Raw genomic sequence first — 13879 nt, 5'->3', positions numbered from 1 at the left:
CCGCCTCTCAAGGATCGATCCCGTCGATGATGCCTGTCCGTCGCCCAATTCTGCCGCTGCGCTGCGGCGCGGTCCTGGCCCTGTTCCTGGCGCTGTTCTTCCTGCCGGCACCCGGTGTCTCTGCCCAGCAGACTGCGGCTCCGCCTCTGCCGGCCGCAACGCCGGCCGACCCGCAGGCGCAGATCGCCGAATGGGAGCGGAGCGCGACCCGTGCGGAAGAAGCGCTGCAGGCGGGCAGGGCCTCGACAGAGGAACTGGAGATCTTGCGGCAGGAGCTTGCCGAACACCGTGCTCAAGCCGAGACGATCGCCGATTCCGGCCATGTCGTGATCCGCGTCCTGAAGGCGCAGGTTGCGACCCTGGGACCTGCGCCGGCCAAGGATCAGACCGAGCCCGAGCCGCTGGCCGCCCGGCGTAAGCAGCTGACCGAGACGCTGTTGCGCGCCGAGGAACCGGCGATTGCCGCCCGGCTCGCATTTGCCCGCGCCAACGTCCTCATAGAGGAGCTCGATGCGCTGGTTCGCTCGCGCTCGACGAGCGATCTGCTGGCGCAGAAGCCGTCCCCGCTCATGCCCTCGAGCTGGAGCGCTGCCGGGTCGGACCTCGTCCGCTACTACACCAAGGTGAGGGAGGACACGCTTAGGCCGCGGACGCAGGATGGCGAACCGGTTGCCTCCTTCGAGGACAGGCTGCTACCCGCGGCCCTTCTGGCGCTCGCCGCGCTGCTCTTGCCGGTCGGCCTCGGTCACCTCGTGCTCTCCCGGCTGGAACGCCGGGTTCGCGGCAGCCCGGGCTCCTCGACCTTTCTGGTCAAAGTCGCCGGCATTCATCTCCTACGGCTGATCTTCGGCCTCCTTGCAGCGTCGATGCTGCTGCTGGCGCTCGTGCTGCTGGAAATCGGGCCGACCAGCGCCGAAGGACTGTCTGCAGCCGTCATCGTATCGTTTTTCATCTTCCTTCTGGCTGCCTGGATCGGCAGCATCCTGTTTTCCCCGCAGCAGCCGCTGATCCGCCTGCTGCATCTCGGAGACCGCTCGGCGCGGGCCTGCTACTGGCTCGGTATCGCGTTTGCCGCGTCGCTGACGGCAGAGGCGATCGTCGATGGTGCAAGCGAGGATTTCGCCTTCTCGCCGGCCGGGCTCGCGGCGCTACAGGGCGTCAGCATCGTCATCGGCACGATCGTTCTCGCCGGTCTCGCCCGCGTCCTGCTGTCGGTTGCCGACGAATTGCGCCAAACCGCCGGCGCTGACGACGACAATCCGCTCGGACCTGGTTTCTTCACCGCTTGCGCGCGGCTGATGCAGGTTCTCGCCGTGCTGTCGCTGGTGGCGGCGGCGCTCGGTTACGTGCCGCTTGCGCGGGCAGCACTCGCGCCGCTGATGGGAAGTGTTGCCGTGTTCGGGCTCGCCTTCATCCTGCATTATGCGCTGATGGTGCCGGTGAGGGGCGGCTTCCGCCGGCAGGAATCGACGGCAGCGCTGGTCTCGATGCTGCTCGGCGTCGTCATCGTGCTGCTCTGCGTACCGCTCCTGGCACTGATCTGGGGGGCTCGCACGGCGGAGGTGTCGGAGGTCTGGCGGATCATCCAGAACGGCATCGATATCGGTGGCGCAAGGCTGTCGCCCAAGGTGTTCCTCGTCCTCGTCGTCAGCTTCCTCGTCGGCCTGTTCCTCACCCGCTGGATCCAGCGGATCGTCGACCGCGTCGTGCTGCCGAAGACCCGCATCGATCGCGGCGCCCGCAACGCCGTCAATACCGGTGTCGGCTATGTCGGGGTCATCCTCTCGGCGCTCATCGCCATCTCGGCCGCCGGCCTTGATCTCTCCAACCTCGCCATCATCGCCGGCGCGCTGTCGGTGGGCGTCGGCTTTGGCATGCAGGCCGTCGTGTCGAACTTTGTCTCCGGCATCATCCTGCTCGTCGAGCGGCCGATCAAGGAAGGCGATTGGATCGAGGTTTCGGGGTTCTCCGGCGTCGTGCGCAAGATCGCGGTGCGATCGACGCGCATCGAGACGTTCGACCGTCACGACGTCATCATTCCGAACGCAGACCTGATCTCCGGCACCGTCAAGAACAGGACGCTGAGCTCACGCATCGGCCGCATCGTCATTCCGTTGACGATCGCGACCGACGTCGATGTCGAGCGGGCGAGGGGGCTGCTGCTGTCGGTGGCGCGACAGAACGGCGCAATCCTGCCCACGCCGGAGCCGCGGGTCTTCCTCACCCGGATCGGCGGCGGCGGTCGCGACTTCGAGTTTCACTGCTTCCTGCGCGACGTCGGGTCCGAGGTGGCGACGCGTTCCGACCTGCTTTTTGCGCTGAACGCGGCCTTCGAGCGTGAGGGGTTGGCGGCGGCGCTTACCTGATCCACCGGCCTCAAGTTCGCTTGACAAACCCGCGCCGATCCGCCCGCCGCGCCATCAGGCCTGCAAATGTCGCTCGCCGTATTGCCCTCGGCAGGGCAGGCGGCTATGACCCCTTCGCATCAGTTTCCTTCAAGGAGCCCCTTCATGTCGCATAGAGATGCATTCTTCTCCCGTTCGCTTGCCGAAACCGATCCGGATATCTTTGGCGCGATCGAGAAGGAACTGGGCCGTCAGCGCCACGAGATCGAATTGATCGCCTCGGAGAACATCGTGTCGCGCGCCGTGCTCGAAGCCCAGGGCTCGATCATGACCAACAAGTATGCCGAAGGCTATCCGGGCAAGCGCTACTACGGCGGCTGCCAGTTCGTCGATATCGCCGAGGAACTGGCGATCGACCGCGCCAAGAAGCTGTTTGGCGTCAATTTCGCCAACGTTCAGCCGAACTCCGGCAGCCAGATGAACCAGGCGGTGTTCCTGGCGCTGCTGCAGCCCGGCGACACCTTCATGGGTCTCGATCTGAACTCCGGCGGGCATCTGACCCACGGTTCGCCCGTCAACATGTCCGGCAAGTGGTTCAACGTCGTCTCCTACGGCGTGCGCGAAGACGACCACCAGCTCGACATGGACGAGGTCGCCCGCAAGGCCGAGGAGCATAAGCCGAAGCTGATCATCGCCGGCGGAACCGCCTATTCGCGCATCTGGGACTGGAAACGTTTCCGCGAGATCGCCGATTCGGTCGGCGCCTACCTGATGGTCGACATGGCGCACATCGCGGGCCTGGTTGCTGGCGATCAGCATCCGTCGCCGTTCCCGCATTGCCACGTCGCCACCACCACCACCCACAAGTCGCTGCGCGGCCCGCGCGGCGGCATGATCCTCACCAATGACGAGGGTCTGGCGAAGAAGTTCAATTCGGCCGTCTTCCCCGGCCTCCAGGGCGGCCCTCTGATGCATGTAATCGCCGCCAAGGCTGTAGCATTCGGCGAGGCCCTGCAGCCCGAGTTCAAGGATTACGCCGCGCAGATCGTCAAGAACGCCAAGGCGCTCTCCGACACGCTGGTCAAGGGCGGCCTCGACATCGTCTCCGGCGGCACCGACAACCACCTGATGCTCGTCGACCTGCGCAAGAAGAACGCCACCGGCAAGCGCGCCGAGGCGGCACTCGGTCGCGCCTTCATCACCTGCAACAAGAACGGCATTCCCTTCGATCCGGAAAAGCCCTTCGTCACCTCCGGCGTCCGCCTCGGCACGCCGGCCGGCACGACGCGCGGCTTCAAGGAAGCCGAGTTCATCGAGATCGGCAACCTCATCGTCGAGACGCTCGACGGCCTGAAGGTGGCCAATTCCGACGAGGGCAATTCTGCCGTCGAAGCCTCGGTGCGCGGCAAGGTCATGTCGCTGACCGAACGCTTCCCGATGTACCCCTACATGTAAGGACCACGGTTCGATGCGCTGCCCCTATTGCGGTTCCGAAGACACGCAGGTCAAGGACTCGCGTCCGGCGGAGGATTTCACCTCCATCCGCCGGCGGCGCATCTGCCCGGATTGCGGCGGGCGCTTCACCACCTTCGAGCGGGTCCAACTGCGCGAGCTGATGGTGACGAAGAAGACCGGCCGCAAGGTTCCGTTCGACCGCAACAAGCTGGTGCGGTCGTTCCAGATTGCCCTGCGCAAGCGGCCGGTCGACAACGACCGGATCGAGCGCGCCGTCTCGGGCATCGTCCGGCGGCTGGAAAGCTCCGGCGAAAGCGAGATCTCATCCGAGCAGATCGGCCTGCAGGTGCTGGAGGCGCTGAAGAGCCTCGATGACGTGGCTTTCGTCCGCTACGCCTCAGTCTATCGCGATTTCAGCCACGCCGAGGATTTCGAAAAGGTCATTGCCGAGATCAGCGCCCGCATCGGGCGCGACAGTAAGGTGGATCCTTAAAGCGATGGGCGTGACGCCCGAAGATCGGCGGTTCATGGCGGCCGCCATCCGGCTGTCGCGCCAGCACACCGGCCTGACTTCGACCAATCCGTCCGTCGGCTGCCTCGTCGTCAAGAACGGCACCATCCTCGCGTCGGCTGTGACCGCGGTCGGCGGTCGTCCGCACGCAGAAACCCAGGCATTGGCCTCGGCCGGCGAGGGCGCGCGCGGCGCAACCGTCTACGTGACGCTCGAACCCTGCTCGCACTGGGGCAAGACGCCGCCCTGCGCCGATGCGCTGGTGGCCGCCGGCGTCGCCCGGGTCGTCATCAGCCTCACCGATCCTGATCCGCGCGTCTCGAGCCGCGGCATCGCCATCCTTGACGCCGCCGGCATCACGGTCGAATGCGGCGTGCTGGAGGAAGACGGCCGCCGGGCACTGCAGGCCTACCTCATGCGCCACCGCCAGGGCCGCCCGCACGTGACGCTGAAGCTCGCCGTCTCGAGGGACGGCAAGATCGGCCGCACCGGCCACGGCCAGGTGGCGATTACCGGTCCGGTATCGCGCGCCCAGGTCCAGGTGCTGCGTGCCGAGATGGATGCCATCCTTGTCGGCATCGGAACGGCGCTCGCCGACGATCCGGAGCTAACGGTGCGGCTCGACGGTCTGCAGGATCGGTCGCCGGTGCGCATCGTGCTGGACCGCCGGCTGCGTCTGCCGCTCACCTCGAAACTGGTCGCCACGGCCCGCCAGGTGCCGGTGATCGTCGTCGGCGATGGACCGCCGGATAACGCCCTGGCGCTTGCCGAGGCCGGGGTTGAGATCATCGAAGCCGCCGATCTCCCGCGTCTGCTGTCCGCACTCGCCTCCCGCGGGCTGTCGTCACTGCTCGTCGAAGGCGGCGCCTCGGTTGCCCGGTCATTCCTCGATGCCGGACTGGTCGACCGCATCCTGCTGTTCCAGGGGAGTGTGCTGGTCGGCGAGGGCGGCATTGAATCACCGCTCGTCCATGACGATATGCCGCCCGGGTTCAGGCTCGTGCGCGCCGATCGCTTCGGCGACGATCGCTGCTGCGACTATGAAAGGACGTTTGAATGTTCACCGGTATCGTGACCGACGTCGGCACCGTTTCCGAACGGGTGCCGCTGGATGAAGGCATCAGGCTGCGTATCGCGACCGCCTACGATCCGGCGACCATCGATATCGGCGCCTCCATTTCGCATGGCGGCGTCTGCCTCACAGTGACGCGGCGGGCCGAGGATGGCAGCAATTTGCGCTGGTACGAGGTGGAGGCCTGGGAAGAGGCGCTGCGGCTGACGACGATCGCCGGCTGGGATGTGGGCACCCGCGTCAACCTTGAGCGGGCGCTGAAGATCGGCGACGAGCTCGGCGGCCACATCGTTTCCGGCCATGTCGACGGCAAGGCCGAAATCCTGTCGATCGAAGCGGAAGGCGAGGCGGTCCGCATCCGCCTGCGCGCACCCCAGGCGCTCGCCCGTTTCGTCGCGCCGAAGGGATCCGTGGCGCTAGACGGCACGTCGCTGACGGTCAACGCCGTCGACGGTGCCGATTTCGACGTACTGCTCATCCGCCATACGCTGGAAGTTACCACCTGGGGCGACCGCAAGACCGGCGACTTCGTCAACTTCGAGGTCGATACCATGGCACGCTACGCCGCTCGCCTTGCCGAATTCCCGTCCGCCATCGCCGGCTGATCTCGCCGCTGGTGTTCACCGGCGACGGCGTCCGCCGGCATAATCATGTTCCGGCATGCAACGACGCGCGCGCAAGCTGGTTCAGAAACGGATGATGCTTTGCACCGCGACGCGACGGTTGCAACAGCGGCCGGGCAGGGCCTCGCGTGAAAATCGCTTGCCAAGCCGCGCCTGCCGTGGTTTGACCGCGCCAATTCCCAACAGCTTAAATCGCCGAATTGCGACCAGGACGATCCATGACCGACTCTTTGAAGCCCCACCTCCTCATCGTCGAAGCACGCTTCTACGACGACATGGCCGATGCGCTGCTCGACGGCGCAACCTCGGCGCTGCAGGCGGCAGGCGCGACCTATGATGTGGTGACGGTTCCTGGCGCCCTCGAAATTCCGCCGGCGATTGCCATGGCGCTGGATGCGGCCGAGCAGGGCGGCGTCAACTATGACGGCTTCGTGGCGCTCGGGATGGTCATCCGCGGCGAGACCTACCACTTCGACATCGTCTCGAACGAATCCTCGCGGGCGCTGATGGATCTGGCCGTCTCGGAATCGCTTGCCATCGGCAACGGCATCATGACCGTCGAGAACGACGAACAGGCGTGGGCGCGGGTGCGCAAGTCCGAGAAGGACAAGGGCGGCTTCGCTGCGCGCGCGGCGCTGACGATGATCGAATTGCGTGAAAAACTGGGTGCCTGATCCATGTCCAAGGACCTGCAGCAGCCGGTAAAGCCGGCAAACCAGCGTGGTGCGGCCCGTCTCGCGGCCGTTCAGGCACTTTACCAGATGGATATCGGCGGCACCGGCGTGCTGGAGATCGTCGCCGAATACGAGGAGCACCGGCTCGGCCAGGAGCTCGACGGCGACACCTATCTGAAGGCGGACCCGTCGTGGTTCCGCTCGATCGTTGCCGGCGTCGTACGCGACCAGGTGAAGATCGATCCGCTGATCCGCTCGGCTCTCCAGGAAAGCTGGCCGCTGTCGCGCCTTGATTCGACGCTGCGCGCCATCCTGCGTGCCGGTACCTTCGAGATTGCCGAGCGCAAGGATGTGCCGGTCCCGGTCATCGTCACGGAATATGTCGAGATCGCCCAGGCCTTTTTCGAGGGCGAGGAGCCGAAGATCGTCAATGCCGTGCTGGACAGGCTGGCCAAGCAGATCCGCGGCGAGACCAAGAAGTAGCGGCACCCCATCAACGGCGGGACTGAAGCCATGGACGGCATTACCGGCAACGGTCTCGACAGGCAGCTGCGCTCAGCACGGCGCAACGTCGCCTTCCTCGCGGGCGCCCAGGCGATCCTCGGGTCGGCAGCCCCGCTTTCGATTTCCGTCGGATCGCTTGCCGGCTACCAGTTGCTGGCGGCCGACAAGTCGCTGGCGACCGCTCCGGTCACCGGCTTCAACGTCGGCACGGCGCTCGGCGCCATCGGCATCGCATTCCTGTCCCGCTTCCTCGGCCGCAAGGCCGCCTTCATCAGTGGCGCCATCATCGCGGCGCTCGGTGGCGTCCTGGCAACGATCGCGCTCCTGCGCAGCGATTTCTGGCTGTTTGCCGTCTCGTTGCTGGTGATCGGCATCAGCAGCGGCTTCACCCAGAAGATCCGCTTTGCTGCCGCCGATGCCTCGCCGTCCAGCTTCAAGCCCAAGGCGATCTCCTGGATCCTCGGCGCCGGCATCGTCTCGGCGATCATCGGGCCGCAGCTGGCAATCTGGGCGAAGGACCTGTTTACGCCGTTCACCTTTGCCGGCACGTTCCTCGCGCTGCTGCCGCTCGGCCTCATCGCCATCGTCATCCTGTCCTTCCTCAAGCTGCCGGAAATGAAGAAGGCGACCGACGCCACGGTGCCCGCCCGGCCGCTGCGCGAGATCGTCACCACCCAGCGCTTCCTCACCGGCATGATCTGCGGCATCGGCACCTATGCCCTGATGAGCTTCGTGATGACCGGCGCGCCGCTCGCCATGGTCATCGGCTGCGGATTTCCGACCGAGCTTGCGACGCTTGGCATCCAGTGGCACGTGCTCGCCATGTTCGGCCCGAGCTTCTTCACCGGCATGATCATCGCTCGCGTCGGCGCCGAGCGTGTCGTGGCGCTCGGTCTGGTCACGCTGATGGCCTGCGCCGTCGTCGCCCATCTCGGCATCGAGCTGTGGAACTTCTGGGGCGCGCTGGTGCTGCTCGGCATCGGCTGGAACTTCGGCTTCATCGGCTCGACGGCGATCGTCGCCTCGACCTACCGTCCGCACGAGGCCGACAAGGTGCAGGGTTTCCACGATATCTTCCTGTTCGGCTTCGTCGCGCTGTCGTCCTTCTCGTCGGGCAAGGTCTATGAGTCGCAGGGCTGGTCGTTCATGAACCTGGTCATCTGGCCGGTGGCCATTGGCTGCCTGATCCTGCTGGCGGCGCTGATGCTACGCAGGAAGCCGGCCGCTGCGGCCTAAGCCTTTCTAACTCCTTCAACTTCCGCCACGGGTCGACGTCGCCGGCACAGCCTTTCCGGGTGGCCCCTTGACGCCATTTCCAAGCGCCCGCAATCTCCCTCGCGAAGGCCGGCCAAACTCCTTGGGAGGGGAGACGCTGCCTTACGGCCCGGCGCATCATTGCGGCCGGCTTTTGGGAGAGGAAGAAGCGTATGACAGTTCTACTGGGTGTGATCGTCTGCGGCCTGCTGTCGGTGGTTTACGCCGGCTGGGCGACACGGTCGGTTCTGGCCGCGGACCAGGGTAATCAGCGGATGCAGGAAATCGCCGGCTATATCCGGGAAGGTGCGCAGGCCTACCTGACGCGCCAGTACATGACCATTGCAATCGTCGGGGCGGTTGTCGCCGTCGGCACCTGGCTGCTCCTGTCGGGCCTTGCAGCGATCGGCTTCATCATCGGCGCCGTCCTTTCGGGGGCAGCCGGCTTCATCGGCATGCATGTCTCGGTGCGCGCCAACGTCCGCACCGCCCAGGCATCCTCGCATAGCCTGGCCGCCGGCCTCGACATTGCCTTCAAGTCGGGTGCCATCACCGGCATGCTGGTGGCGGGCCTCGCACTGCTCGGCGTCTCGATCTACTACGCGATCCTCGTTTACGGCTTCGGCAACGCGCCCGGCAGCCGCCATGTGATCGACGCGCTCGTGGCGCTCGGATTCGGCGCGTCGCTGATCTCGATCTTCGCCCGGCTCGGCGGCGGCATCTTCACCAAGGGCGCCGATGTCGGCGGCGACCTGGTCGGCAAGGTGGAAGCCGGCATTCCGGAAGACGATCCGCGCAACCCGGCAACGATCGCCGATAATGTCGGCGACAATGTCGGCGATTGCGCCGGCATGGCAGCCGACCTGTTCGAGACCTATGCGGTCTCGGTCGTCGCCACCATGGTGCTCGCGGCGATCTTCTTTGCCGGCGTTCCGACGCTTGGCGTCATCATGGTCTATCCGCTGGCCATCTGCGCGGTCTGCATCATCACCTCGATCATCGGCACCTTCTTCGTCAAGCTCGGCACCAACGGGTCGATCATGGGCGCCCTCTACAAGGGCCTGATTGTCACCGGCCTGCTGTCGATCGTCGGCCTTGCAGTCGCCACCTCGCTGACCATCGGCTGGGGCTCGATCGGCGCCGTCGCCGGAATGGATATCACCGGCACCAACCTGTTCTTCTGCGGCATCCTCGGTCTTGTCGTCACGGCGCTGATCGTGGTGATCACCGAGTACTACACCGGCACCAACAAGCGGCCGGTCAACTCCATCGCCCAGGCCTCTGTCACCGGTCATGGCACCAACGTCATCCAGGGGCTGGCGGTCTCGCTCGAATCGACGGCGCTTCCGGCGATCGTCATCATCGGCGGGATCATCTCCACCTATCAGCTTGCCGGGCTATTCGGCACAGGCATTGCGGTCACGGCCATGCTCGGGCTTGCAGGCATGATCGTCGCGCTCGATGCGTTCGGACCGGTCACCGACAATGCCGGCGGCATCGCCGAGATGGCCGAGCTGCCGCCGGAAGTGCGCCGCACCACCGACGCGCTGGATGCGGTCGGCAACACCACCAAGGCGGTGACCAAGGGCTATGCCATCGGTTCCGCCGGCCTTGGCGCACTGGTGCTGTTCGCCGCCTATTCCAACGACCTCAGCTACTTCGCCGCAAACGGCGCGCAGTATCCCTATTTCGCCGATGTCGGCGAGATCTCCTTCAGCCTTGCCAACCCTTACGTCGTCGCCGGACTGATCTTCGGCGGCCTCATCCCCTACCTGTTCGGCGGCATGGCGATGACCGCCGTCGGCCGCGCCGCAAGCTCGATCGTCGAGGAAGTCCGCACCCAGTTCCGCAACCACCCCGGCATCATGCTGGGTACCGAGAAGCCTGACTACGGACGCGCCGTCGACATCCTGACGCGTGCAGCCATCCGCGAGATGATCCTGCCGTCGCTGCTGCCGGTGCTGGCGCCCGTCGTCGTCTATTTCGGCGTGCTGGTGATTTCCGGCTCCAAGGCCTCGGCCTTCGCAGCACTCGGTGCCTCGCTGCTCGGGGTCATCATCAACGGCCTGTTCGTGGCAATTTCGATGACCTCCGGCGGTGGCGCCTGGGACAATGCCAAGAAGAGTTTCGAGGATGGCTTCGTCGACAAGGACGGCAACCGCCATATGAAGGGGTCGGAAGCCCACAAGGCCTCCGTCACCGGTGATACGGTCGGTGATCCCTACAAGGATACGGCGGGCCCGGCCGTCAATCCGGCGATCAAGATCACCAATATCGTGGCGCTCCTGCTGCTGGCGGTGCTGGCGGCCTGAGGCCTAGACCCGCAGCCATAGCCTGAAACGGAAGAACCCGCGGCACATGCCGCGGGTTCTTGTATTTTCGATTGCCGGAACGTGGCTGCGGATCAGTTGTTGCCGCCGCCCAGCATGTTGCGGAAGGCCGCAGCGCCGGCGCTGCCTGCACCGGTTCCGCCGGCCAGCAGCTGCTGCAGGAAGGTGAGGTCGCGGCCGCCGGTCGGCGTCGTGCGCGAGATCGTGTCGAACACCTTGCCGTCCTTCAGCGTGTAGACGGCGCGGCGGGCGACGGTGCCCTCCTGGTTGAAGTAGATCGCCACGACGGTCTGCTCCACGAGCCTGGGCTTCATGAAGGCAACCGGACGCTCGCGCTTCTGTGAGATGTAGTAGAAGACTTCGCCGTCGAAGGTCGCCGTGGTCGAGGGCGTACCCATCGACAGGAGCACCTGCTCACGGCTCGAGCCTTCCGGGATGAGGTCGAGCGAATCCTTGTCCAGCACGTATCCGTTATAGATCGTATCGCCGATCCCGGTGGTGCAGCCCGACAGGCCAAGCGACACGGCGACTGCCAGCACTGCGGCCTTGCTCATCATATTCAAGTCAGACCCAAACACGCGCTTCTTCAACACCCTGTCCTCATGTGTTCGACCGGCCAAGCCATTCGTCGCTGCAATAGCTTCTGCTGCGATAGCATTGTGGCTATTCCGCGAAACTTCAGCGTCCCGCTCGTCCGTATCGGCATTTCCCGGTCGGCGATCGATGGCGCCCGTCCGGCATTGCAATTCGTGCATGCTTCGGTAAACCAGCTTTGGTTTCCATGCAACAAGGCTGGCTTGCCCAGCCGTCGCTTTGGCGGCGCAGAGTGCGGGCTTTTATGATCTTCGGTCTCTTCAGAAAGAAAAATTCCAATCGCCTGATCGTCGACCGGCAATACGCGGTCTTGACTTCGGCGGCCCGCGTTCCTTTCTTTTACGCCGCCATGGATGTGCCGGACACCGTCATGGGCCGTTTCGAGATGCTCTGCGCGGTGATGATTCTGTTCTTCAGGCGCACCGCCGGTTCCGACACCAGCGGTCGACAGCTGGCGCAGGAGATCGTCGACGCCTTCTTCCAGGATATCGACCATTCGATCCGCGAACTGGGTGTCGGGGATCAGGGCGTGCCGAAGCGCATGAAGAAGCTCGCCGGGATGTTTTACGGCCGGCTGGAGACCTATGGCGCGGCAATCGACGCCGGCGACGCCGCAGCGCTTGCCGGGGCGCTGAAACGCAATATTTATCCGCAGCAGGATGCGGCGCCGGGCATGCTGCCTCTGGCGGAATGGATGATGGGCGCCGAACAGGCGCTGAAACAGGTCCCGGACGAGGCGATCGCGCGCGGTGACGTCGCGCTGCCGGCGCCGGGGAAGTGAGGTTACATGAGCAATGATACGGTGCGCGGCGCAAAGCCGCCGTTCTCCTACCCGGTCAAGGTCGGGCACATCTCCGCCAATCCGGTGACTGTGCATCTGGAGGCCGATGAGCGCGAACGCGCCGGGCTGGCGACCCTCTGGCAGGTGGTCTCGGTCAAGGAACTTTCGTCCGACCTGCAGGTAACGCGGTGGAAGAAGGATGGCGTGCGGCTGAAGGGCCAGGTCAAGGCGCGGATCGTGCAGGCCTGCGTCGTGACGCTGGAGCCGGTGGAGAGCACAATCGTCGAGGAAGTCGAGCAGATCTTTGTCCCGGAGGGATCGAAGCTGGCGCGCATCGTGGCCTCCGGCGAAAGCGCCGAGATGGTGCTCGATCCGGAGGGTCCCGATCTGCCCGAACTGTTTTCCGGTGATACGATCGACGCCGGCCAGACAGTTGCCGAGTTCGCCGCTCTGTCGATCAATCCCTATCCGCGCAAGGCGGGCATCGAGTTCAGCGACCGCATCGAGTCCGATGGGACGCAACCGGAGGACAAGCCCAACCCGTTCTCCGTGCTCAAGGACTGGCCCGCCAAGCAATAGCGTTTGCATTCATCCGCTGATGGGTTGTAAGGGGCGGCAAAACCAGTATTTTGGCCCCGATTTCGCCTGGCGCGGGACAGAAGGACTAGGAAACGCGTGATCAGAATTTCTCTTGATGCCATGGGTGGCGATTTCGGCCCAGCCGTCGTCATCCCCGGTGCCGCCACGGCACTGGAGCGTCATCCCGATGCGACCTTCGTGATCTTCGGCCGTGCCGAGGAGTGTCTGCCGCTTCTCGACAGGCATCCGAAGCTGAAGCAGAAGTCGGTCTTCCACGATTGTGAAGTCGCCATCACCATGGACGAGAAGCCGAGCGCGGCGCTGCGTCGCGGCCGCTACGTGTCCAGCATGTGGCGGGCGATCGAGGCGGTAAAGACCGGCGAGGCCGATGTCGTCGTCTCGGCCGGCAATACCGGCGCGCTGATGGCGATGGCGAAATTCTGCCTGCGGACGATGGAAAACATCGAGCGTCCGGCCATCGCCGGCATTTGGCCGACGCTGCGCGGCGAAAGCATCGTTCTCGATATCGGCGCAACCATCGGTGCCGATGCGCAGCAACTCCTGGATTTTGCCCTGATGGGCGGCGCCATGGCCCGCGCCCTGTTCGAGATCGACCGGCCGACCGTCGGTCTGCTGAATGTCGGCGTCGAAGAGGTCAAGGGGCAGGAAGAAGTGCGTGAGGCGGGTCGCATGATCCGCGAATCGAACCTCTCCACGATCTCCTACCATGGCTTCGTCGAGGGCGACGATATCGGACAGGGTGTCGTCGACGTCGTCGTCACGGAGGGCTTCACCGGCAACATCGCCCTGAAGACCGCCGAAGGCACCGCCAAGCAGATGGCCGAACTTCTGCGTTCGGCGATGTCGCGCACGCTGATGGCGAAGATCGGCTATCTGTTCGCCAAGGGTGCCTTCGACCGCCTGCGCGAGAAGATGGACCCGAGAAAAGTCAACGGCGGCGTGTTTCTCGGCCTTAATGGCATCGTGATCAAGTCTCATGGTGGCACGGATGCGGAAGGATACGCCTCGGCGATCGACGTGGGCTACGACATGGCCCGCAACGGTCTGAACGAGAAGATCTCGCAGGATTTGAAAACATATCATGCCCGCCGCCTGCCTCCGGCAGGTCCGGAAGAAGCGGCTTGAGAATAGGAATT

13 protein-coding genes are annotated in these 13879 nt (G+C 64.9%); 12 read left to right on the top strand and 1 reads right to left on the bottom strand.

The features are described from left to right. Positions 1 to 26 precede the first annotated feature (26 nt). The 9 genes from ACR65N_RS01950 (at position 27) to ACR65N_RS01910 (ending at position 10750) form a co-directional block, all read left to right on the top strand. Positions 27 to 2366, top strand: coding sequence for a DUF3772 domain-containing protein (locus ACR65N_RS01950; protein WP_440455515.1), 2340 nt, complete (start codon positions 27 to 29; stop codon positions 2364 to 2366). Between the two features lie 144 nt (positions 2367 to 2510). Continuing rightward, positions 2511 to 3800 carry a serine hydroxymethyltransferase gene (gene glyA / locus ACR65N_RS01945; protein ID WP_430305190.1) on the top strand — a complete coding sequence of 430 codons (1290 nt, stop codon included), beginning with the start codon at positions 2511 to 2513 and terminating at the stop codon, positions 3798 to 3800. A gap of 13 nt (positions 3801 to 3813) precedes the next feature. Beyond that, positions 3814 to 4293 carry a transcriptional regulator NrdR gene (nrdR, locus tag ACR65N_RS01940; protein WP_430305188.1) on the top strand — a complete coding sequence of 160 codons (480 nt, stop codon included), beginning with the start codon at positions 3814 to 3816 and terminating at the stop codon, positions 4291 to 4293. Between the two features lie 4 nt (positions 4294 to 4297). Then, the gene (ribD, locus tag ACR65N_RS01935) at positions 4298 to 5386 is read left to right on the top strand and encodes a bifunctional diaminohydroxyphosphoribosylaminopyrimidine deaminase/5-amino-6-(5-phosphoribosylamino)uracil reductase RibD (protein WP_440455514.1); all 1089 of its coding nucleotides are present in this window, start codon (positions 4298 to 4300) and stop codon (positions 5384 to 5386) included. Next, positions 5368 to 5988, top strand: coding sequence for a riboflavin synthase (locus ACR65N_RS01930; protein ID WP_440455513.1), 621 nt, complete (start codon positions 5368 to 5370; stop codon positions 5986 to 5988). The genes ribD and ACR65N_RS01930 overlap by 19 nt, the downstream gene beginning before the upstream one ends. Before the next feature lie 236 nt (positions 5989 to 6224). Next, positions 6225 to 6680: a 6,7-dimethyl-8-ribityllumazine synthase gene (gene ribH / locus ACR65N_RS01925; protein WP_430305184.1), complete on the top strand. Its 456-nt coding sequence runs from the start codon at positions 6225 to 6227 to the stop codon at positions 6678 to 6680. A gap of 3 nt (positions 6681 to 6683) precedes the next feature. Beyond that, positions 6684 to 7163 (top strand): transcription antitermination factor NusB, encoded by a 480-nt coding sequence (gene nusB / locus ACR65N_RS01920; RefSeq protein WP_440455512.1) that lies wholly within the window; start codon positions 6684 to 6686, stop codon positions 7161 to 7163. Positions 7164 to 7193: 30 nt separating this feature from the next. Beyond that, complete coding sequence (locus tag ACR65N_RS01915) at positions 7194 to 8420, top strand: MFS transporter (protein ID WP_440455511.1); 1227 nt, start codon at positions 7194 to 7196, stop codon at positions 8418 to 8420. A gap of 191 nt (positions 8421 to 8611) precedes the next feature. Beyond that, a complete protein-coding gene (locus ACR65N_RS01910; RefSeq protein ID WP_440455510.1) occupies positions 8612 to 10750 on the top strand; it encodes a sodium-translocating pyrophosphatase in 2139 nt (712 codons plus the stop codon). 92 nt (positions 10751 to 10842) lie between these two features. Here the strand turns inward: ACR65N_RS01910 and ACR65N_RS01905 are convergent, their stop codons facing one another. Continuing rightward, positions 10843 to 11325: an outer membrane protein assembly factor BamE gene (locus ACR65N_RS01905; protein ID WP_430305177.1), complete on the bottom strand. Its 483-nt coding sequence runs from the start codon at positions 11323 to 11325 to the stop codon at positions 10843 to 10845. Between the two features lie 224 nt (positions 11326 to 11549). Between ACR65N_RS01905 and ACR65N_RS01900 the strand changes: the two genes are divergently transcribed. From ACR65N_RS01900 to plsX, 3 genes are all read left to right on the top strand, one after another. Further along, on the top strand, positions 11550 to 12143 hold the full coding sequence (locus ACR65N_RS01900; protein ID WP_440456099.1) for a ubiquinol-cytochrome C chaperone family protein: 594 nt from the start codon (positions 11550 to 11552) through the stop codon (positions 12141 to 12143). Between the two features lie 6 nt (positions 12144 to 12149). Next, positions 12150 to 12722, top strand: coding sequence for a YceD family protein (locus ACR65N_RS01895; RefSeq protein WP_440455509.1), 573 nt, complete (start codon positions 12150 to 12152; stop codon positions 12720 to 12722). A gap of 96 nt (positions 12723 to 12818) precedes the next feature. Next, positions 12819 to 13868 carry a phosphate acyltransferase PlsX gene (gene plsX, locus ACR65N_RS01890; RefSeq protein ID WP_430305173.1) on the top strand — a complete coding sequence of 350 codons (1050 nt, stop codon included), beginning with the start codon at positions 12819 to 12821 and terminating at the stop codon, positions 13866 to 13868. Positions 13869 to 13879 lie beyond the last annotated feature (11 nt).

The organism is Rhizobium sp. SAFR-030 (genome assembly GCF_059415005.1).
Note: the sequence above shows the minus strand (reverse complement) of the source record. Positions and strands in the feature narration are given on the sequence as shown.

Bases quoted from the DNA above. Each gene is read 5' to 3' on its own strand.
- ACR65N_RS01930 (WP_440455513.1), top strand. From the start codon at position 5,368: ATGTTCACCGGTATCGTGACCGACGTCGGCACCGTTTCCGAACGGGTG.
- ACR65N_RS01915 (WP_440455511.1), top strand. From the start codon at position 7,194: ATGGACGGCATTACCGGCAACGGTCTCGACAGGCAGCTGCGCTCAGCA.
- ACR65N_RS01950 (WP_440455515.1), top strand. From the start codon at position 27: ATGATGCCTGTCCGTCGCCCAATTCTGCCGCTGCGCTGCGGCGCGGTC.
- nrdR (WP_430305188.1), top strand. From the start codon at position 3,814: ATGCGCTGCCCCTATTGCGGTTCCGAAGACACGCAGGTCAAGGACTCG.
- ACR65N_RS01895 (WP_440455509.1), top strand. From the start codon at position 12,150: ATGAGCAATGATACGGTGCGCGGCGCAAAGCCGCCGTTCTCCTACCCG.
- ribH (WP_430305184.1), top strand. From the start codon at position 6,225: ATGACCGACTCTTTGAAGCCCCACCTCCTCATCGTCGAAGCACGCTTC.
- ACR65N_RS01900 (WP_440456099.1), top strand. From the start codon at position 11,550: ATGCAACAAGGCTGGCTTGCCCAGCCGTCGCTTTGGCGGCGCAGAGTG.
- nusB (WP_440455512.1), top strand. From the start codon at position 6,684: ATGTCCAAGGACCTGCAGCAGCCGGTAAAGCCGGCAAACCAGCGTGGT.
- ACR65N_RS01905 (WP_430305177.1), bottom strand. From the start codon at position 11,325: ATGATGAGCAAGGCCGCAGTGCTGGCAGTCGCCGTGTCGCTTGGCCTG.
- glyA (WP_430305190.1), top strand. From the start codon at position 2,511: ATGTCGCATAGAGATGCATTCTTCTCCCGTTCGCTTGCCGAAACCGAT.
- ACR65N_RS01910 (WP_440455510.1), top strand. From the start codon at position 8,612: ATGACAGTTCTACTGGGTGTGATCGTCTGCGGCCTGCTGTCGGTGGTT.
- ribD (WP_440455514.1), top strand. From the start codon at position 4,298: ATGGGCGTGACGCCCGAAGATCGGCGGTTCATGGCGGCCGCCATCCGG.